At 65.7% G+C, this 19,134-nt stretch carries 15 protein-coding genes and 1 pseudogene; 8 read left to right on the top strand and 8 right to left on the bottom strand.

Annotated features, from left to right (window positions below; all coding sequences use genetic code 11):
* Positions 1-64: 64 nt before the first annotated feature.
* Both L0U84_RS04810 and L0U84_RS44145 read right to left on the bottom strand, forming a co-directional pair.
* On the bottom strand, positions 65-730 hold the full coding sequence (locus L0U84_RS04810; RefSeq protein ID WP_233848179.1) for an EAL domain-containing protein: 666 nt from the start codon (positions 728-730) through the stop codon (positions 65-67).
* Positions 731-735: 5 nt separating this feature from the next.
* Positions 736-906: pseudogene (locus L0U84_RS44145) on the bottom strand (hypothetical protein); the annotation flags it as partial.
* Positions 907-1,359: 453 nt separating this feature from the next.
* Between L0U84_RS44145 and L0U84_RS04805 the strand changes: the two are divergent.
* Positions 1,360-2,358, top strand: a complete 999-nt coding sequence (locus tag L0U84_RS04805) for a FecR family protein (RefSeq protein WP_233848177.1) — start codon at positions 1,360-1,362, stop codon at positions 2,356-2,358.
* A 3-nt stretch (positions 2,359-2,361) separates the two neighbouring features.
* Here L0U84_RS04805 and L0U84_RS04800 read toward each other — a convergent pair whose 3' ends face one another.
* Positions 2,362-3,297 (bottom strand): recombination-associated protein RdgC, encoded by a 936-nt coding sequence (locus tag L0U84_RS04800; protein WP_233848175.1) that lies wholly within the window; start codon positions 3,295-3,297, stop codon positions 2,362-2,364.
* A 192-nt stretch (positions 3,298-3,489) separates the two neighbouring features.
* Here L0U84_RS04800 and L0U84_RS04795 point away from each other — a divergent pair, with 192 nt between their 5' ends.
* On the top strand, positions 3,490-4,065 hold the full coding sequence (locus L0U84_RS04795) for an ester cyclase (protein WP_233848173.1): 576 nt from the start codon (positions 3,490-3,492) through the stop codon (positions 4,063-4,065).
* Between the two features lie 72 nt (positions 4,066-4,137).
* Complete coding sequence (locus tag L0U84_RS04790; protein ID WP_233848171.1) at positions 4,138-4,464, top strand: hypothetical protein; 327 nt, start codon at positions 4,138-4,140, stop codon at positions 4,462-4,464.
* Positions 4,465-4,517: 53 nt separating this feature from the next.
* On the opposite strand, the gene L0U84_RS04785 is transcribed toward L0U84_RS04790, so the two are convergent.
* On the bottom strand, positions 4,518-5,363 hold the full coding sequence (locus L0U84_RS04785; RefSeq protein WP_233848170.1) for a glycosyltransferase family 2 protein: 846 nt from the start codon (positions 5,361-5,363) through the stop codon (positions 4,518-4,520).
* 279 nt (positions 5,364-5,642) lie between these two features.
* On the opposite strand from L0U84_RS04785, the gene L0U84_RS04780 reads away from it, so the two are divergent.
* Complete coding sequence (locus tag L0U84_RS04780; RefSeq protein WP_233848169.1) at positions 5,643-6,944, top strand: O-antigen ligase family protein; 1,302 nt, start codon at positions 5,643-5,645, stop codon at positions 6,942-6,944.
* A gap of 45 nt (positions 6,945-6,989) precedes the next feature.
* Here L0U84_RS04780 and L0U84_RS04775 read toward each other — a convergent pair whose 3' ends face one another.
* On the bottom strand, positions 6,990-8,084 hold the full coding sequence (locus tag L0U84_RS04775) for a glycosyltransferase (protein WP_233848168.1): 1,095 nt from the start codon (positions 8,082-8,084) through the stop codon (positions 6,990-6,992).
* Between the two features lie 186 nt (positions 8,085-8,270).
* Here L0U84_RS04775 and L0U84_RS04770 point away from each other — a divergent pair, with 186 nt between their 5' ends.
* On the top strand, positions 8,271-9,278 hold the full coding sequence (locus L0U84_RS04770; RefSeq protein WP_233848166.1) for a glycosyltransferase family 2 protein: 1,008 nt from the start codon (positions 8,271-8,273) through the stop codon (positions 9,276-9,278).
* 43 nt (positions 9,279-9,321) lie between these two features.
* Here L0U84_RS04770 and L0U84_RS04765 read toward each other — a convergent pair whose 3' ends face one another.
* Complete coding sequence (locus L0U84_RS04765; protein ID WP_233848165.1) at positions 9,322-10,374, bottom strand: glycosyltransferase family 2 protein; 1,053 nt, start codon at positions 10,372-10,374, stop codon at positions 9,322-9,324.
* Between the two features lie 170 nt (positions 10,375-10,544).
* Positions 10,545-12,338: a lipid A export permease/ATP-binding protein MsbA gene (gene msbA / locus L0U84_RS04760; RefSeq protein ID WP_233848163.1), complete on the bottom strand. Its 1,794-nt coding sequence runs from the start codon at positions 12,336-12,338 to the stop codon at positions 10,545-10,547.
* Between the two features lie 241 nt (positions 12,339-12,579).
* On the opposite strand from msbA, the gene L0U84_RS04755 reads away from it, so the two are divergent.
* Positions 12,580-13,341, top strand: coding sequence for a glycosyltransferase family 2 protein (locus tag L0U84_RS04755; RefSeq protein WP_233848162.1), 762 nt, complete (start codon positions 12,580-12,582; stop codon positions 13,339-13,341).
* Between the two features lie 61 nt (positions 13,342-13,402).
* On the opposite strand, the gene dnaE is transcribed toward L0U84_RS04755, so the two are convergent.
* Positions 13,403-16,981: a DNA polymerase III subunit alpha gene (dnaE, locus tag L0U84_RS04750; RefSeq protein WP_233848161.1), complete on the bottom strand. Its 3,579-nt coding sequence runs from the start codon at positions 16,979-16,981 to the stop codon at positions 13,403-13,405.
* Positions 16,982-17,304: 323 nt separating this feature from the next.
* Between dnaE and L0U84_RS04745 the strand changes: the two genes are divergently transcribed.
* Together L0U84_RS04745 and gluQRS are read left to right on the top strand one after the other, a co-directional pair.
* Positions 17,305-18,168, top strand: coding sequence for a sulfurtransferase (locus L0U84_RS04745; protein ID WP_233848160.1), 864 nt, complete (start codon positions 17,305-17,307; stop codon positions 18,166-18,168).
* Positions 18,169-18,247: 79 nt separating this feature from the next.
* Positions 18,248-19,132, top strand: coding sequence for a tRNA glutamyl-Q(34) synthetase GluQRS (gluQRS, locus tag L0U84_RS04740; RefSeq protein WP_233848157.1), 885 nt, complete (start codon positions 18,248-18,250; stop codon positions 19,130-19,132).
* Positions 19,133-19,134: the final 2 nt, after the last annotated feature.

Here is a 19,134-nt window from a genome sequence, read left to right as displayed (position 1 = left end):
TGCAAGCCTTTGATACGGCTGTCGTTTTTCCGTCTGCATCGAAGGTGCGGCAGCGCACGGAGTTTTACCGGGGTTCATGCGCGGCCGGAAACTCGTAGATCGGCTTGCCGACGTAATGCCCCTGTGCGTAGATCGTCGGCAGCGTCGGCAGCGCCGCCAGCCACGCCAACTGCGCGGCGCTCTCCACGCCTTCGACGACCACGCGCATGCCGAGCCGCTCGACGATATCGATCACGCCGCGAATCACGCAGGCGGCGCGCGAATCGGCTTGCAGCGAACCATGACGAAAGAACTCGCGGGCGAGCTTCACCGCATCGACCCGCGCGCCGGCCAGTGTCGCGAGCGACGAATAGCCGGTGCCGAAGTCGTCGAGCGCGAGCTGCACGCCGAGCGAGCGCAGCGGCGCGGTGAACTCGCGCGTCGCGACGACAGCAAGCGTCTCCTCGTTCTCGACCAGTTCGAGTTCGATACGCGAAGCAGGCACGCCATCACGGCGTGTGAGCTCGTCGATCGTGCGCACGAGCGAGTCGTCCAACAGTTGGCACGGTTGAACGTTGATCGCAACGAGCGGCAGCGCGCCGCCGGTTCGCAGTGTGTCGCGCAGCCGCTGGCATGCGACGTCGAGCACGAAGCGCGTCGCCTCGTGCGCGACCGCCGGATCATGCAGGCCGACTCGAATGCGCCGGGCAGCAGCAACCCGTACTGCGGATGCCGCCAGCGCGACAGACACTCGACGCCAAACAGCGCGCGTGTTTGCGCATGCACGACCGGGGCAAACGCGACCGTGAACTCGCCCGCGCGCAGCCCAGCGATGATCCGCGCGCCGAGCAATGCGCGCTTGCGCGCTTCAACGTCTTTTTTTTCACCCACAGTCCGCCTCCTCGATGACCCGGCGAATAGTTTCATCAGGCTTCACACGCCCGTCAGCTAAACCCGGCACACTGCAATTCGTGACAAAAAGGCTGCGTTCGCTTGTGGCGCAATTAGCCGGATTTCATGAAAAGCATTCGTGAAAAAAATAATAGGCATACGCGTGGCGTAATTTTTTTGTATCCATGACAATGCGTCATCCCGCTCTGAAATGACTGAACGTACGCACCATCCTGGTGAATTCGACCCTGCTCAGCAATGGAGAAATTGGTTGAGCGAGTCGCTTCCGCTTAGGATAAACGTATTGCTTAAATCCGATTGGAACTCCGGTCTGATTTTCACCGAAAATAGCTAATTCAACAGACAGGAATTGTTAAATGTGATTTGTTAAATTCAACTTTTAAATCACATTTGTCAAATGCATTTCGGAGTATCGCGCATTTAACAAAAATGTTTCGCGAAAAACGAATACGGAAAAACAGGCCAATCATGACCAGCACGTCCGCTGTTGACCGACAGATCCTGAGCCAGGCGGCGCGTCTGCTGGTTCGGCTGAACTCGGCGCACGCGAGCGCGGCGGACCACGCGGCCGGCGAGCGTTGGCGCGAACAGAGCGACACGCATCGACGTGCCTGGGTGCTCGCTCAGCAATTGCGGCACGAGACTGGCACCCCGCCCGCTGACGGCGGCCCCGCACTACGCGAAGACGCGGGTAGCGCCGGCGTGTCGACGGGGCGACGGCGCGCGCTGAAAACGCTGTCGTGGCTCGCAATCGCCGCGCCCGCAGGCTGGCTCGCGAGCCGCCTGCCGTGGCGCACGTGGAGCGCCGACTTTCGCACCGCGACCGGTGAACTGCATGACGTGCTGCTTGCGGATGGCTCCCAGATCACGCTGGGCAGCGCGAGCGCGATCAACGTCGCGTTCGAGCCGAACGTTCGGCGCATTCATCTGCTCGCGGGGGAAATCATGGTGCGGCCCGTCAGCGACGTGCGGGGCCCAGCAGGCGCCGCAACGACTGCTACGCCTTTGCTCGTGCAGACGGCCGAAGGTGCCGTCGAAGCGCGCGGAGCACAGTTCAGCGTGAGGCAACGGGATGGTTTCACACGCGTGGCCGCGTTTCGCGGCGACGCGTTGGCGACGCCGGCGGAGGGCTCGGCGCTGATGCTGACGCAAGGCCAATGGTGCAGGCTCACACGCGACGGCATCGCGGCACCGCAAGCGCTCGACCCACGCGAGGCGATGTGGACGCGTGGCCTGCTCTACGCGAACGACATGCGTATCGCGGACCTCGTCGACGAACTCGCGCGCTATCACGCCGGCGTGTTGCGCTATGCCGACGACGTCGCCGATCTGCGCGTGTCCGGCATCTATCAGCTCACCGATACCGACGCGACGCTCGCGCTGCTGCAGCGGACCTATCCGATCCGCTTGCGCTCGATCACGCCGTACTGGACTCTCGTCGAAGCGCTGGACAGCGCGAGAATCTGACGCTCAGGCCGCCACGGCCTGCGGCAATGCGAACCCTTCGATGCCGTCTTGCTCGCCGCCCAGCGCATCGATCAGATCGCGCAGCATGCGGTCGAGCTCGGCCGTCATCAGTGCGACATCGGAATCGAAACGTTCGTCGTCGTTCTGCGCAGTCGGGTCGCTCGCTTCCTTGAGCACGTCGAGTGGCGTGATGCGCTTGATCGTCAGCGACGGCGTCAGCACGAACGACACGCGATCGTTCCACGTCATCGCAAGCCGCATGCATTGCTTGCCCGCCTCGATATGGCGGCGCATGTCTTCGGCGTCCAGTGCATGTCCGACATAGCGCACCGTCGCGTTGCCCTCGGCGGGTGAACGCAGCTCGGTGTCCTGATCGAGCGTGAATCCCGCCGGCCCATCGCCGTCGAGCAGCCAGCCGGTCATCGCCGCGACCGGCGACTGCGCGACGCGCACCGTCATCAGCGGCAACTGGTCGATCGACTTCGCGAGCAGACCGCGCACGTCGTCGGCGAGCGCCTGCGACGCCGCGTCGATCACGAGCCAGCCATTCGTGCAATCGATCCACACGCGCGTATCGCGGCGGATGCTGAACGCGCGCGGCCGCAGCTCGTCGGTGACCTGCTCCTTCAGGTCGCGCATCTGCTTGCGGCCCGGCTTGAAGCCCTGCTGATCTTCGAGCTCGGCCGCGCGCTCGCGCGTGACCTGGGTGACGACCGACGCGGGCAGCAGCTTCTTCTCGGCACGGAACGTCAGCAGCATCTGGCCGTTCATCGCGTAGACGAGCGAGTCGCCGTCGCGCGGCGGCGCCCAGCCTTGGGCTTGCATCTCGACGCTCTGGCCGGGCGCGAACGCGTACGGCGCGAGCCATTTCTGCATCTGTTCAGGGGTGACGGACCACGGAGCGGGCAGACGGTGCAGCTGAAGGTTTTTGAACCACATGAGCGAAGTCGGATTTAGGTAAAGCGCAGCATTTTATCCGACGAGAAGGGGTCGAGGCGTACTGGCAGACGCGATGCCGGCGACAATCTATTTTCAAAAATAAAATGAAAATCCTTCCAGCTTCAGGCTAATTATCAAATACAGCCGATGTCAGCAGAATGCGCTTCATCAACCACTTCGGAGGAGCGCATCATGAGCAACGCAACGATTTCCCGTCTTGCCCGCCAGGCTCTAGTCGCCGTCAGCCTCGCCGGCGCAATCGTCGCAAGCGGTGCACACGCCGCGGATTCCGCGCCAGCCGCGAACGACGCCGCGCTGCCCACGCCACACCATCTCGCTCTCGACAGCACCTCTGCGCAAGGCGCCGCGGTCGTGCTCGCCGCGCGCCGCTACGCCGGGTTCTGGAACACCGGCGACGAAGCGTACGCGCGGCTCGCGCTGTCACCCGCGTTCATCGACCGGACGCTGCCGGACGGCCGCCCGCAAGGCCCGAACGGTCCGCTGCAGGCGTCGAAGGGATTCCGCGCGGCGGTGCCCGACCTGCACGCGGACATCGACGATCTCGTCGTCGCCGGCGACCGCGCATCGGTGCATCTGCACTTTCATGGCCACTTCACCGGCCAGTTCCAGAACCTGAAGGGCAACGGCCAGACCGTCGACTTCCAGGCGTTCGACCTGTATCGCGTGGAGGACGGCCGGATCGTCGAAAACTGGCATCTCGAGGACAACCTGACGCTGCTGAAGCAACTCGGCGCGATCAAACCGTAGCCACGCGCCCGCGCGTTTTGGCGGCAAATCACCTAGACTTTTTGGACAGAACAGACCCAGACGGAGGCGGTCATGGCCGACGAAACCGCAAACTGGCAGACGGTGCAATACGAGGGCTTCGAGATTCACGTATCGCCTGTCCCGAAGGACCCGCCCGACCCGGCGCATGCCGCCGATCCGGCCGCGCAAAGCAGCCGCTATACGTACCGGGGCTACGTCTGCCATCCGGGGGCCAACCCCAATCTTCCGGGCCATGCTGTGCCGTTTCACGCGGACGGCGAGGAGAGCTTCGCGAGCCTCGACGACGCGCTATACGAAGCGGTGCACGTGGGGCGCAGCATCGTCGACGGCACGCATCCGGATCTGACGGTGCTGCCGCTCGTGACGGGCGGCGTTTGACAGGCGTTCGACACACGCCATGCGTCGAGCAAGCGCTTACGGCTCGACGCCCATCAGCCCAACGCGCGCTTGATGCGCGACTTCAGCAGCGCCCGACGCAGCCGGCCGGTGCGCTCGGGCTCGCTGACCGCGAGCGCGCCGTCGATCGCAGTGCCGCGGCGCAGGTAATAGCGGTCGAAGGTCGCCTGCGTCATCCCCCACTTGTTGAGGAACTGGCGGCGCCCGTCGTTCTTCACGATCTTGCCGGTGCTCTTCTGCTGGAAGTGATAGACGAGACTGTCGCCGACGCCGACGAACACGCGGCAGCCGGCGTCCCACAGTTTCATCGAGAAATCGTTGTCGCTGCTCATGCCGGGGCTCAACTCGCTGCTGTAGCCGCCCACCTTGAACCACCAGTCGCGATGCACAAGCGTCGGCGGCCATGTCGCGCCGCGCCAGTCGGCGCGCACGAGGCTGGGGGTTGCCGCGATCAGCTCGTCGGCGCGAAACACCTGCGCGTCGCGGCCGAAGTCGCGCACGACCACGCACGGATTGCCCGAATCGACCGGCTCGATCATCGTGCCCGACAGCATGAACAGGTTGTCGGCCGGCATTTGCGCGAGACGCTTGACGAGCGCTTCATCCCAGCCGGGACAGCAGTACATGTCATCGTTCATGTAGACGATATAGTCCTGCGTCGCGCGCGCCGCCGCGATATTGACCGCGTGGCAGATGCCGATATTGCCGGGCGACGCCGTATGCTCGATGCCCTCGTCGCGCACCCACGCGAGCGTGCCGTCCGAGCCGTCGTTGACGTGCACGATGATCTGGTGCGGATGCGTCGAATGACGTCGCAGGCTTTTGATCACGAGGCGCAGATAAGGCAGGTTGTTCCACGTCGGGATGATGATTGAGAACATCGAGTCGGTCCGTTGAGCTGGGCACGGGGCGCGGCATGCGCCGCGCGCCGGCCATGAATGTCGCGCGATTGTACCGCCCCCGCCTGCTCGCACGACAGCCGCCCCGGGTCGCATGCCGCTCGCCAGCGACACCTTACCGCGTGCGGCAGCAAGCATTTCGCAAGGAAGTGCATGGTTATAATCCGGATCGCTCTACCGTCTTGAAGGACTCGAATGGTCCGGCGCCCCCTGCAATTTTCACCACCGCAACGGTAGTGTGTTCATCGATAACGTAGACCTATGATTTTTGCTTCCAGTCTGGTCTGGCTCACGTCGGCTCTGCTGTTTCTCGCGCCCGCCGTCAATCTGACGTGGCGCGGCGGCACCGGCTACTGCTTTTTCGCGCTCGTCGCGCTCGCGCTCGGCGCGGCCATCGTCAACCGGCGCATGCCGGGCTATTTCTCCGCGTTGCGCACCTATCGCTGGTTCACGATCGGCATGCTCGCGTTCGTGGTCGGGATCGGCACGCAGCAGCTGGTGCTCGGCTACTGGCTGCCACGCGAGTTCGACAACGCGTCGCGTTTCGTGCTCGCGCTACTGGTGTTCCTGCTGCTGCGGCAATTGCCGTCGCGCAATCTGCGCATGATCGGCTGGGGCTGCGCGGCCGGCGCGCTCGCGGTCGGCGCATGGGCGATCATCACCCAGCCGCCCGGCGGCTGGACCGACGCGAACCGCCTGAACAACTCGTACACGAACGCGATTCCGTTCGGCGATACGGCGCTGCTGCTCGCGTTCCTGTCGGTGTTCACGCTCGGCTGGGACAATCCGCGCGACTGGCGGGTGCTCGTGCCGCGCGTGCTCGCGCTGGTGTCGGGCGGCTATGCGTCGTTTCTGTCGGGCTCGCGCGGCGGCTGGCTCGCGGTGCCGGTGTTCGTCGTGCTGCTCGGCATCCAGTACCGCTGGTTCTCGCAGAAGAAGCGCCTGCTGATCGCCACCCTCGCGATTCTGATCGTGGCGGGCGGGGTGCTGTCGACCGAGCGGGTGCAGAAGCGCTTTGCCGAGGTGCCGAACGACGTGTCGATGATGCACAAGGGCGAGGACGACACGGCCACCGGCCTGCGCCTGCAACTGTGGAACGCGTCGCGGATGATGTTCGAGCGGCATCCGGTTTGGGGCGTCGGCAAAGGCCATCTGGTCAACGAGCTCGGCGCGATGGCGAGGCGAGGCGAAGTGAAGGCCGAGATCGTCAACGAGCGCGCGCATAGCGACTTTTTCTCGACGCTCGCCGAGATGGGCACGATCGGTGTGATCTGCCTGCTGCTGTTCTACTACGGCATCACGGTGTATTTCTGGCGACACCGGCATGCGACCGATCCGGCGATTCGCGCCGCGTCGTACGCGGGCCTCGCGGTCGCGGCGAGCACGGTGATCTTCGGGCTCACGATCGACGTGCTGGTGCCGATGATGGTGACGGTGCTGCTCGCCTCGCTGTTGGCGACGCTGCTGGCGGTGATCGATGCGCGCAAACGCGAGTTGCGCGGTGAAGCGCGGGCTACGCCGACGTCAGCCGCGGTCGTGCGCGAGACGCAGCCGGGCGATTGATGCTGTTTTGACGGGAAGCGGCGCGCCGAGCGCGGACCGCCGCCGTCATCCTCGCGTGAACACCTCGTAAAGCGCCGCGACGTGCGCGTCGACGCTCGGGTCGTACACGAGGCTGTCGCGCGGCGCCGCGATGCGCGCGCCGCCGCTCTTCACGCGTTCGAGCGCCTGGCCGATCGCGCGCTCGAAACTACCCTCGGACTGCCGCGAGAACTCGATCTTCGCGGCGCCGGTCACGGTCTCCGCCGAGCCGACGTTGTCGGCGATCACGAGCGGCGTGCCGCACATCACCGACTCCACGCCGACCAGCCCGAACGGCTCGTACGCCGACGCGACGACCGTAAAATCGGCGGCCGCGAACAGCTTCTCGATGTCTTTGCTGTAACCCGCGTAACGAATTGTGTCGCCGGTTTTCGGCACCGGACGGCCCGCGACGACGAGGCAGACCGGCAGCGTCGTGCGCGAGAAAAACGCTTCGAGCAGCGGATAGCCCTTGCGCTCGTGACTCGTCGACGAGAACACGAACATCACGCGATCGTCGGGCACACCGAGCTGGCGGCGCACGGCCGCGCGCGCGGCGGCGTCGAGCGGCCTGAAGCGTTCGGTGTCGACCGGCGGGTAGAGCACGTCGATGCGCTCGGCCGGCACGCCGTAGAAACGCTGCAACTCGCGGCTCATCAATTGCGAATGCGCGACGATCGAGCGCGCCCGCGTGTAGACGCGCCGCTCGAGCTCGATCTGCCATGCGTCGCTGCGGCGCGGCGCGCGGCCCGCGGCTTCGAGCGAGCCCGGGTGCGTGCCGCCGCACAACGCGACGTCGGCATGCGTCGAGTGATTGATCGAGAACACGCAGTCCGGACGATGCCGCTTCAAACGCTGCTTCAGACGCCAGTCGAACGCGAGGTTGCGCAGCTTGCGCGGCGCCCAGCGCACATTGAGCGGCTGCGCATCGATCCACGCGGCCTCGGGCAGTGCGCGGTCGATCTCGCGCGCGAACAGCGTCGGGCGCAGTCCCAGCCGATGCAGGCCGGCGATCACGTCGCGCGTGTAGCGCTCGGCGCCGCCGCTGTTCTTCAGCGCCTGGGCGGTCAGCGCGAGGTCGGTGAGGGGACGGCGGCTCGGGTCGCGGGTTGGCTCTGACAAGGATTGGTCTCGGTGAGATGCACGCGCGGGTCAAGCCGTGGGCGCGCAGTTTCGGGGCAGCGGCAATTGTAAAGGATGGGTTTCGCGGAACTCAGGTCGCGGCGCTCCGATTTCGCGCGTGGGTCGAGCGGCGCGGCGCGCTCGTCAGCGGCTAGAATCTAGGCCAATCGCCTTCGCCCCGACTCCATGACCGATAGCTTGCCGCCCGCCGATACCACCCGCCCGCTCGTCTCGATGCTGGTGATCGCCTACAACCAGGCAGAGCAGATCGGCGACGCCGTGCGCAGCGCGCTCGCGCAAACCTATGAGCCGCTCGAAATCATCGTCTCCGACGACGCGTCCAGCGACGCGACCTACGCTGCGATCGAAGCGGCGCTTGCCGGCTACGCAGGGCCACATCGCGTGATCGCGCGGCGCAACACCGTGAACCAGGGTATCAGCGCGCACCTGTCGCAACTCGCGCAGCTCGCGCACGGCGAGCTGCTGTTCGTCGCCGCCGGCGACGACATGTCGGCACCCGAACGCTGCGCGCGCGTGGTCGACTGCTGGCTCGCGCATGGGCGCCGCCCCGACCTGATCGCGACCGATCTCGCCGACATGGACGAAACGGGTCACGTGCACGAGCGCGTGAGCCCGACCGAGCTCGACCGCTATCGCAGCTTCGACGACTGGCTCGTCGAGCGTCCGTGGCTGATCGGCGCGGCGCACACGTGGTCGCGACGCCTGATCGAGCGCTTCGGGCCGATGCTGCCGGGCGCCGCGGCCGAGGATCAGATCATGGTGCTGCGCGCGATCCTGTCGGGTGGCGCGATCAGTCTGCGCGAGCCGCTGGTGCGCTACCGGCGCGGCGGCCTTTCGCGCAAGCGCCGCTACCAGTCGGTCGACGAGCTGATCGCGCGGATGCGGCAGAGCAATCGCTACGGACTCGCGGAGCTCGCGCAGCTGCAGCGCGACGCCGAGATCGCCGGGGTCGGCGAACGCATGCGCTCGGCGATGGCGTCGAAGCTCGCGCGCGAGCAGTTCATCCACGCAATGTTCGAGGCAGGCAGCCTCGGCGAACGCATCGGGCTGGTGACGCGCAGCGCCGGTGTGAAACTCGGGCTGCGCATGCGGATGTTTGTGTATGCGAGTTGCCCGGTGGTCTATGCGCCGGGCATCTGGATCAAGCGGGTCGTGCGGCGCGGCAAGGCCTGAAGACGACGGTGCAATCTGGCGGTGCTTTGCGACCCGACACGGGTCACGAGAGTCTGCGCGACGCACCGCGCCGCTGCCGCAAGCGTCGTACGAGACTCGGCCGTCGCGTCTCGACGCCAAAGCTCAGCACGCTCGCGCGCAAGCGCCGCAGCATCTTCACCGAGCGCACGAACGTCTCGCCGGTGTGGCTGATCATCACGAACTCGAACGCGCCGCGCCAACTCGCGACGCCACGCGAAAACGCATGCATGTCGTGGCGCGCGTCGACGGGGAGCTCGGCGCCGAAGCGTCGCGCGAACACCCGCACCTGGTCCGCGATCGCTTCGATCTGCCGCCGCCGGCTCGCGCCGCGCCGGCGTGCCGCCTCGGCGCCGCATTCTTCGCGCGCCGCGCCGCGCTCGTTGGTCGCGCTCGCGCCGACCGCGTTGCTTTCGTGCTGCCGATATTTCAGATGCGGTGCCGCGACATGGCGAATCTCGCCGAACGATGCGACCACCATGGCGAGCCACCAGTCGTGCATCACGATGCCGGGCGGGAACGGCAGCGCGCGTTCGAGCGTCGCTCGATTGACGAGCATCGCGCAACCGGGCACATGGTTGCTCAGCAGAAAATCGCGCAGTCGCGTCGCGCAGCGCGACTTCGCGGTGATCTCGAACAACGAGCGCGACAGACAACACAGCGTCGAGTCGACGAGCTCGATGTCGCAGAATGCGAGCGCCGGCTTCGCGGCGCAGCCGCCGGCACTTTCCGCGCGCCGCAGCTCGCGCATCAGATCGGTGATTTTCTCGGGCGCCCAGACGTCGTCCTGGTCGGCGAGCGCGATGTAGTCGCCGCGGCAGCCGGCGAGCGCGCGCTCGAAATTGCCGACGATGCCGGCCCGCGTGCCATCGCCGACCAGCCGCACCGGCACGCGTCCCACATGGGACGCGAGCAGTTCGCGGGTGCCGTCGCTGGAGGCGTCGTCGGATACCACGACTTCGAGATGGGGCCAGCTCTGCGCGTCGAGCGAAGCCAGCAGCTCGGGCAGATAAGTGCGGCCGTTGTAGGTCGCGAGCGCGATGGAGACGAGCGGTTTGCTCGGATCGTCGTGAGACATGGGCAGTCGATTTCCGCAAGACGGACTGTCATTGCCCGCCAGCATGCTGTTAGTGCTGAAAGAGCGCAACAAATTGAGACTTAAACACAACACTGTCTCAAAAATGGGCCAAAAAAAACAAGGGCGGGGCCGCGGCGATACGCGCTAGCCCCTGCCCGCCACGCACCGGATCAAACCGCGCTTTGCTGGAACTGGATCCGATGCAGATGCGCGTACAGGCCGTCGTGCTCCAGCAACTCACGATGGCTGCCGCGCTCGACGATCCGCCCCGCTTCCATGACGAGGATGCGGTCAGCGCGCTCGATCGTCGACAGCCGGTGCGCGATCACGAGCGTGGTGCGGCCCTTCATCAGCGTTTCGAGCGCCGCCTGCACGTGGCGCTCGGACTCGGAATCGAGCGCCGAGGTCGCTTCGTCGAGAATCAGGATCGGCGCGTCCTTGTAGATCGCGCGCGCGATCGCGAGACGCTGGCGCTGGCCGCCCGAGAGCATCATGCCGTTGTCGCCGACGAGCGTCTCGATGCCCTGCGGCATCGCCTGCACGGTGTCCCACAGGTTCGCCGCGCGCAGCGCCGCCTTGACCTTTTCGGCATCGGCCGTCTGGCCGTAGGCGACATTGTTCGCGATCGTGTCGTTGAACAGCACGACGTCCTGGCTCACCATCGCGATCTGGCTGCGCAGCGCATGCAGGCCGTATTCGGGCAGCGCGACGCCGTCGACCAGAATCGCGCCGCCGGTCGGGTCGAAGAAGCGCGGCAGCAGGTTCACGAGCGTGGTCTTGCCGCTGCCCGACGGACCCGCGAGCGCGACCATCTCGCCCGGCGCAACCTTGAAGGACACCTGGTCGAGCGTGTGACGGTTGTGCGTGGAGTTGGTGCCGTAGGCGAACGACACGTCGCGGAACTCGACCTCGCCGCGCGCCCGCGCGAGCGGCTTGCCGCCGCCTTCCGGCTCGGCCGGCTCGTCGATCAGACCGAAGATCAGCTCGGCCGCGGTCATGCCGCGCTGCAACGGCTGGTTCACGTCCATCAGATGCTTGAGCGGCGAGATGATCAGCAGCATCGACGTGACGAACGCGACGAAGCCGCCGACCGTCGTCTGATCCGACGACGACTGCACCACCGCGATCGTGATCACGACCGCGAGCGCGATCGACGCGAGGAACTGCGTCAACGGCTGCGCGAGGCCGCCGGACACCGTCATGCGCATCGCGTAGCCGCGCAGGCGCCGGCTCATCTCGGTGAAGCGGTCCATCTCGTACTGCTCGCCGTTGTGCACCTTGACGACCTTGTAGCCGCCGACCGTCTCCTCGACGATGTACGACAGCTCGTTCGTCAGCAGTTGATGCTCGCGGTTCAGGCGCCGCAGCCGGCGGTTGATCTTGCCGACCAGCCAGCCGATGCCGGGCAGCAGCACCGCGACGATCAGCGTCAGGCGCCAGTTCAGATAGAACAGATAGCCGAGCAGGAAAATCACCGTCAGCGAATCGCGCACGAGCGTGACCATCACGCTCAGCAACACGTTCAGGATCTGGTTGACCTCGAAGACGATCGCGTTGATCACCGTGCTCGCGGTTTCGCGCTGGAAAAACGCGACGCTCGTGTGGATCATGCGATCGAACATTTTCAGGCGCAGTTCGAGCAGGATCTTGTTCGACACGTACGCGAGCAGATAGCCGGACGCGTACTGCGACACGCCGCGAATCAGCGCGAGGCCGATCACCGCGACCGGCACGAGCCACTTGGTCTTGTCGACCGCGTGCGAGCCGAAGCCCTTGTCGAGCAGCGGCTTGAGCAGCGCGGGAATGGCGGCGTCGGTGCCCGCGCTCACTGCCATCGCGACGATCGCGCCGACCACGACCCACAGCAGCGGCTTGATGAAAGGCCACAGGCGCCGCAGGACGACGGCGGGCGACGACGCATCGCCTGAACCCATGGGTTTGCTTAACGTTGGCTTCGCGCTCAAGGAATCCTCTGGAAATGCGGAACGGCGAGCACGCGGCGCATGGTCGGGCCGCCGCGTGGAATATCGAAAAAGAGCATTGTAATCGGTTGCAGATGACGGCCGACGCTCGGCGCGCGACGGCATGCGCGCGACACCTGGCGGATCGAGGCTGTGGTGTGGGGCCGGATGAGGTGTGTATACTCGCTGCTCGATTGCCGGGTCGCGGCCCGCTCCGTCACTTCGTCCTCCACGCAACTCAGGTATGCAAGAAACCACTCTTGGCGTTGCCATCATCACCCGGAACGCGGCGGCGCGGCTCGCCGAATGTCTGCAAGCCGTGGCCTTTGCCGACCAGATCGTCGTGATCGACGGCGGCAGCACCGACGGCACCGCCGACATCGCCCGAGCGCACGGCGCTCGCGTCATCGAACAAACCGACTGGCCGGGCTTCGGCCCGCAAAAGAACCGCGCTGTCGAGGCACTGACGACCAGCTGGATCCTGTCGCTCGACGCCGACGAAATCGTCACGCCGGAGCTTGCCGCATCGATTCGCGCGACGCTCGCCGCGCCCGCCGCCGACGTCTACGCGGTGGACCGTCTGTCGAGCTTCTGCGGCCAGTGGGTCCACCACAGCGGCTGGTATCCGGACTGGATTCCGCGCCTTTTCAAACGCGGCACCGCGCGTTTCTCCGACGACCTGGTGCACGAGCGCCTCGTGTTCGATACGCCCGCGCAACGCCTGAGCGGCAAGCTGATGCACTACTCGTACGAGGACTACGAGGGTGTGCTGCGCAAGCTCGACGCGTATTCGACAGCCGGCGCGCGGCAGCGCTACGAGGCCGGGCAGAAAGGCAGCGTACGCCTCGCGGTCGGACGAGGCCTGTGGGCGTTCGTGCGGACCTATCTGCTGCGGCGCGGCTTTCTGGATGGCCGCGCCGGGCTGATGATCGCGTTGTTCAATGCGGAGACGGTGTACTACCGGTTTCTGAAGCTGGCGCGTCTGGAAAAAACGGGCGGGCGGTAAGCTGGCTGAGGTCAGGTTAGCCGGTACACGCGGCACCGGCCGACTGCAGCATCGGCATCGCTCAATACACGATCTCGATCGAGCTTCCCGCAAACTCGCCGCGCAGGGCGGCGAGCAGTTCATCGGTCGGCTTCACGCGCCACGCGTCGCCGAGACGCATTTCGCCCTGCGCATGCTCGCTGCGATAAACCACCTGCACCGCGAGCCCGTTCGGAATCTGCACCGCCTGACGCTGACGGCCGCCGTCGCCGCCGAAGCCGCCCCGCCCGCCGCCATTGCCGCCGCCGTTGCCACGTGTAGCTGCCGCCGGCGCGGCTGCCGTGGCAGGCTCGTCCTTGCCGGCGGTGTGCGCTTCGAGCACCCGGCGCAGTGCCTGCGCGTCCGCATTGCCGTTCATCTGCACTTTCAGCGAGTCCGCGTAGCGGCAGCGCGCGCGGCCGAGATCCATCACCGTTTCGACCGTGAAGCGGATGCCGCCCGTGAACGCGTCGTTACGCGCCTGGCCCTGCACGACCAGCAGTTCGTCTTCCTTGAACAGCTGCTTGTGCTCTTCGAAGACCTCGTTGAAGACGGTCACTTCGCACTGGCCGGTGCCGTCGTCGAGCAGCGCGATCAGCATCTTGCCGCGCTGGGTCATCTGCGTGCGCAACGACACGATCACACCCGCGACCAGCTTGTCGCGCCCTTCCTTCAGCTCGCCGATCTTCTGGCGCACGAAGCGACGCACTTCGTCCTTGTAGGCATCGAACAGATGGCCCGACAGGTAGAAACCGAGCGCGGCCTTCTCTTCCTGCAGCTTGCGCTTTTCCGGCCACTCGGGCTCGTCGACGAGTTCGTGGCCTTGCGACGGCGCGTCGCCCATGTCGAACAGACCCGCCTGCAATGCATTGGCCGCCGCCTGCTCGGCCGCTTCCATCGCGAGCGACACCGATGCGATCAGCTGCGCGCGGTTCGCATGCAGCGTGTCGAACGCGCCGGCGCGAATCAGCGCCTCGATCGTGCGACGATTGACGATGCGGCGATCGACGCGATTGCAGAAATCGAAGATGTCGATGAAGCGACCCTCTTCGCGCGCGCGCAGGATTTCTTCGATCGCGTTCTGACCACTGCCCTTGATCGCGCCGAGACCGTAGCGGATCGTGCGCGAGCGCTTGCCGTCGGCTTCGGCGACCGGCTCGAAGCGGTACGCGGACAGATTCACGTCCGGCGGCAGCACGGCCATCTTGTTCGCGAGGCAGTCTTCGAACAGGATCTTGACCTTGTCCGTGTCGTCCATCGCGAGCGACATATTGGCCGCCATGAACTCGGCCGGATGGTGCGCCTTCAGCCACGCGGTGTGGTACGCGAGCAGCGCATACGCGGCCGCGTGCGACTTGTTGAAGCCGTAGCCCGCGAACTTCTCCATCAGGTCGAAGGTCTCGTCCGCCTTCTCCCGCGTGAGGCCGTTCTTCGCCGCGCCTTCCGCGAAAATTTCGCGGTGCTTGGCCATTTCCTCGGGCTTTTTCTTACCCATCGCGCGACGCAGCAGGTCGGCGCCGCCGAGCGAGTAGCCGCCGATGATCTGCGCCATCTGCATCACCTGCTCCTGGTAGACCATGATGCCGTAGGTCTCTTTCAGAACAGGTTCGACGCGCGGGTCCGGATACTCCACCACCTCGCGGCCGTGCTTACGCGCGCAGAAGCTCGGGATCAGGTCCATCGGGCCCGGACGGTACAACGCGACGAGCGCGATGATGTCCTCGAAGCGGTCAGGCTGGGCGTCCTTCAGCATGCCCTGCATGCCGCGGCTTTCCAGCTGGAACACGGCGACCGTATTCGCTTTTTTCAGGATCGAGAACGACGCGGGGTCGTCGAGCGGCACCTGGCCTAGCGACCAGTCCTGCTTCGACGGATCGAGGCGGCGGATATAGCGCTCGGCCCAATCCAGAATGGTCAGCGTGGTCAGGCCCAGAAAGTCGAACTTGACGAGGCCGACCGCTTCGACGTCGTCCTTGTCGTACTGGCTGACTACGCCGCTTTCGTCGCCCTGCGTGTACAACGGGCAGAAATCGGTCAGCTTGCCGGGCGCGATCAGCACGCCGCCCGCGTGCATACCGACGTTCCGCGTCAAGCCTTCGACGCGCTGCGCGAGTTCGAGCAGCTGGTGCACTTCATCTTCATTGTCGAAGCGCTCCTGCAACAGCGGCTCTTCCTTCATCGCGTCGGCGATCGTCACGTGCTTGCCCGGCTTGAACGGGATCAGCTTCGCGATGCCGTCCGTGAACATGTAGCCGAGATCGAGCACGCGGCCGATATCGCGCACCGCCGCCTTCGCCGCCATCGTGCCAAACGTCGCGATCTGCGACACCGCGTTCGCGCCGTACTTCTCCTTCACGTACTGGATCACGCGATCGCGGCCGTGCTGGCAGAAGTCGATATCGAAGTCGGGCATCGACACCCGCTCCGGATTCAGGAAGCGCTCGAACAGCAGGTTGTAGCGCAGCGGATCCAGATCGGTCACGCCGAGCGCATAAGCGACCAGCGAGCCCGCGCCCGAACCGCGGCCCGGACCGACCGGCACGCCGTTGTTCTTCGCCCAGTTGATGAAGTCCGCAACGATCAGGAAGTAGCCCGGAAAGCCCATCTTGATGATCGTGCCGCACTCGAATTCGAGGCGCTGGTAATACGTGGGGCGTTGCGCGTCGCGTTCGGCTTCGTCCGGAAACAGCTGTTCGAGCCGCTTTTCGAGGCCCTCTTTCGACAGTTGCACGAGATAGTCGTCGAGCGACATGCCGTCGGGCGTCGGAAAGAGCGGCAGCTTCGGCTTGCCGAGTTCCAGCGTCAGATTGCAGCGCTTCGCGATCTGCACGGTGTTGGCGAGCGCCGAAGGAATGTCCGCGAACAGCGTGGCCATTTCCTGTTGCGAGCGGAAATACTGCTCGGCAGTAAAGCGCTTCTGGCGACGCGGATTCGCGAGAATGTCGCCTTCGGAAATACATACGCGCGCTTCGTGCGCGGTGAAGTCGTCTGGCGTCATGAACTGCATCGGGTGCGTCGCGACGACCGGCAGTTTCAGCGCCGCCGCGAGCGCGACCGCCTGCTGCACGTACTGCTCGCCGCCGGGCTGACCGCAGCGTTGCAGCTCGATATAGAAGCCGCCCGGGAACACCTTCGCCCAATGCCGCGCGTTGCGCTTCGCCGCCTCTTCGTTGCCGGCCGCCAGTGCGAGGCCGATGTCGCCCTGCTGCGCGCCCGACAGCGCGAGCAGTCCTTCGCCCAAACCAGTTTCGAGCCAGCCGGCTTCGATTTCCGCGCGGCCGCGATACTGGTTCGTCAGCGAGGCCTTGCTGAGCAATTCGCAGAGGTTCAGATAACCGCCGCGGTCCTTGACCAGCAGCAGCAGACGCGAAGGCTTGTCGCGGTCGTCCGGATTGGTGATCCAGACGTCGCAGCCGGCAATGGGTTTGACCCCTTTGCCACGCGCTTCCTTGTAAAAACGGACGAGGCCGAACGCGTTGCCGAGGTCGGTGAGCGCGAGCGCGCCCTGACCGTCTTTGGCCGCCGCCGCGACGATGTCGTCGAGACGCACGATGCCGTCGGCAATCGAGAATTCGGAGTGAACGCGGAGATGAACGAAGCGGGGATCTGACATGGGCGACATTGTAACCCCAGCCTTCCGCAGTTTTCAGGTCAAAACGGCGCGTTGGCCATCCGGCCAGCACGGGGTCGGCAAGCGCGCTGTTTGCGCTAGCGCAAACCGTTGGCCATTCGGCCAGGTCGGGGGAAATGCCAGGTTGAGGGATAATAGAGGTTTCGTCTGTTTCGACGTGGCCGCGTACCGTGGAAATGCGCGCGAAAATGCGCAGGAACCCGTGCGGCAACCCGCGCGCCAAATCGCGGGTCTTATACGGGGCGCGACAGCGGCGGCACCACGCGCCGCCCGCCGCCCCTCGCCACGCCGGCCATCTTTACCGCTGAACACATATGAGTATCGTCAATCTCTCCGCGTATCAATTCGCGACCATCGAAGACACCGCCGCGTGGCGCCCGCTCGTCACCGAGCGCTGCAACGCGCTCGGCCTGCGCGGCACGATCCTGCTCGCGCCGGAAGGCATCAACCTGTTTACTGCCGGCACGCGCGAGAACACCGACGCGTTCATCGATTACATCCGCCACGATCCGCTGTTCGAAGGCAAGTTTGCGAATCTGCAGTTCAAGGAAAGCCTGTCGGACAAGCAGCCGTTCACGCGCATGCTGGTCAAGCTCAAGCGCGAAATCATCACGATGAAAAAGCCGGCGATCCGCCCCGAGCTCGGCCGCGCGCCGTTCGTCGACGCGCCCACGCTGAAGAGCTGGCTCGACCGCGGTCACGACGACGAAGGCCGTCCGGTCGTGATGCTCGACACGCGTAATGCGTTCGAAGTCGACGTCGGCACCTTCGAGAACGCGCTCGACTATCGGATCACGAAGTTCAGCGAATTCCCCGAGGTGATCGAGAACAACCGCGCCGATCTCGAAGGCAAGACGGTCGTGTCGTTCTGCACGGGCGGCATCCGCTGCGAGAAGGCGGCGATCCACATGAAGGACGTCGGCATCGAGAACGTGTACCAACTCGAAGGCGGCATCCTCAAATACTTCGAGGAAGTGGGCGGCGCGCATTATCACGGCGACTGCTTCGTGTTCGACTATCGCACCGCGCTGAATCCGCAACTCGAACCGACCTCGACCCGGCAATGTTTCGGCTGCCGCGCGGTGGTCACGCCCGAGCAACAGCAATCGCCGATGTACGTCGCGGGCAAGACCTGTCCGGCGTGCCATCCGGACGGCACGGCCGCGTGCGCTGCCTAACGACGACCGGGACGACCCGGACGAGCGGGACAGCCGGGGCGGCAACCCGTGCCGGCGACTCGCCCGTCGCCTCCAAACCATGACCTATCGCGGACGCTTCGCACCGTCGCCGACCGGCCCGCTGCATTTCGGCTCGCTGGTCAGCGCGCTCGCGAGCTGGCTCGATGCGCGCGCGCAGTGCGGCGAGTGGCTCGTGCGCGTCGAAGATATCGACGGGCCGCGCACGGTGCCCGGTGCCGCCGAGGACATCCTCGCGACCCTCGAACGCTTCGGCATGTGTGCCGACGAGGCGCCGGTCTGGCAAAGCCAGCGCATGGCGCGCTATCAGCAGGCGCTCGAGCAGTTGAAATCGACCGGCCTGGTCTATCCGTGCGGCTGCACGCGCAAGGAAATCGCCGATTCGCTGTTGAACGCGCACGCGCGCAACACCACGCTCGCCTACCCCGGCACGTGCCGCAAGGGGCTGCACGGCAAGCCGGCGCGCGCGTGGCGCCTGCGTGTGCCCGACGGCGACGCGGCCGTGATCACGTTCGACGACCGCTGGCAGGGTCCGCAGACGCAAAACCTCGCGACCGAGGTCGGCGATTTCGTGCTGCGCCGGGCGGACGATCAGTGGGCGTATCAGCTCGCAGTGGTAGTGGACGATGCGGACGCGGGCATCACGCACATCGTGCGCGGCGCGGATCTGATGGATTCGACGGCGCGGCAGATTTATCTGCAGCGTTGTCTCGGCGTGGCGACGCCCGAGTATCTGCATGTGCCGGTCGTCACGAACGAGCACGGCGAGAAACTGAGCAAGCAGAACGGCGCGACCGCGCTCGACAGCGACAAACCGCTGGAGGCACTGGGCGCCGCGGCACGGCATCTGGGACTGGAGCTGGGGAGCGAGCCGCCTGCGACGCTAGAGCAGTTCTACAGCGTCGCGACCGCGGCCTGGGCCGCGGCTTGGGCGAAACGGGGATGAAC

The organism is Paraburkholderia sp. HD33-4, from assembly GCF_021390635.1.
Taxonomy (GTDB): Bacteria; Pseudomonadota; Gammaproteobacteria; order Burkholderiales; family Burkholderiaceae; genus Paraburkholderia.
This window is presented reverse-complemented; position numbering and strand designations above follow the sequence as displayed.

What these genes read in the sequence shown, in the direction of transcription:
- L0U84_RS04795 (WP_233848173.1), top strand. Translation starts at nt 3,490, where the DNA reads ATGAGCAACGCAACGATTTCCCGTCTTGCCCGCCAGGCTCTAGTCGCC.
- L0U84_RS04800 (WP_233848175.1), bottom strand. Translation starts at nt 3,297, where the DNA reads ATGTGGTTCAAAAACCTTCAGCTGCACCGTCTGCCCGCTCCGTGGTCC.
- L0U84_RS04805 (WP_233848177.1), top strand. Translation starts at nt 1,360, where the DNA reads ATGACCAGCACGTCCGCTGTTGACCGACAGATCCTGAGCCAGGCGGCG.
- L0U84_RS04785 (WP_233848170.1), bottom strand. Translation starts at nt 5,363, where the DNA reads ATGTTCTCAATCATCATCCCGACGTGGAACAACCTGCCTTATCTGCGC.
- L0U84_RS04765 (WP_233848165.1), bottom strand. Translation starts at nt 10,374, where the DNA reads ATGTCTCACGACGATCCGAGCAAACCGCTCGTCTCCATCGCGCTCGCG.
- L0U84_RS04745 (WP_233848160.1), top strand. Translation starts at nt 17,305, where the DNA reads ATGAGTATCGTCAATCTCTCCGCGTATCAATTCGCGACCATCGAAGAC.
- L0U84_RS04790 (WP_233848171.1), top strand. Translation starts at nt 4,138, where the DNA reads ATGGCCGACGAAACCGCAAACTGGCAGACGGTGCAATACGAGGGCTTC.
- L0U84_RS04755 (WP_233848162.1), top strand. Translation starts at nt 12,580, where the DNA reads ATGCAAGAAACCACTCTTGGCGTTGCCATCATCACCCGGAACGCGGCG.
- dnaE (WP_233848161.1), bottom strand. Translation starts at nt 16,981, where the DNA reads ATGTCGCCCATGTCAGATCCCCGCTTCGTTCATCTCCGCGTTCACTCC.
- L0U84_RS04780 (WP_233848169.1), top strand. Translation starts at nt 5,643, where the DNA reads ATGATTTTTGCTTCCAGTCTGGTCTGGCTCACGTCGGCTCTGCTGTTT.
- L0U84_RS04770 (WP_233848166.1), top strand. Translation starts at nt 8,271, where the DNA reads ATGACCGATAGCTTGCCGCCCGCCGATACCACCCGCCCGCTCGTCTCG.
- gluQRS (WP_233848157.1), top strand. Translation starts at nt 18,248, where the DNA reads ATGACCTATCGCGGACGCTTCGCACCGTCGCCGACCGGCCCGCTGCAT.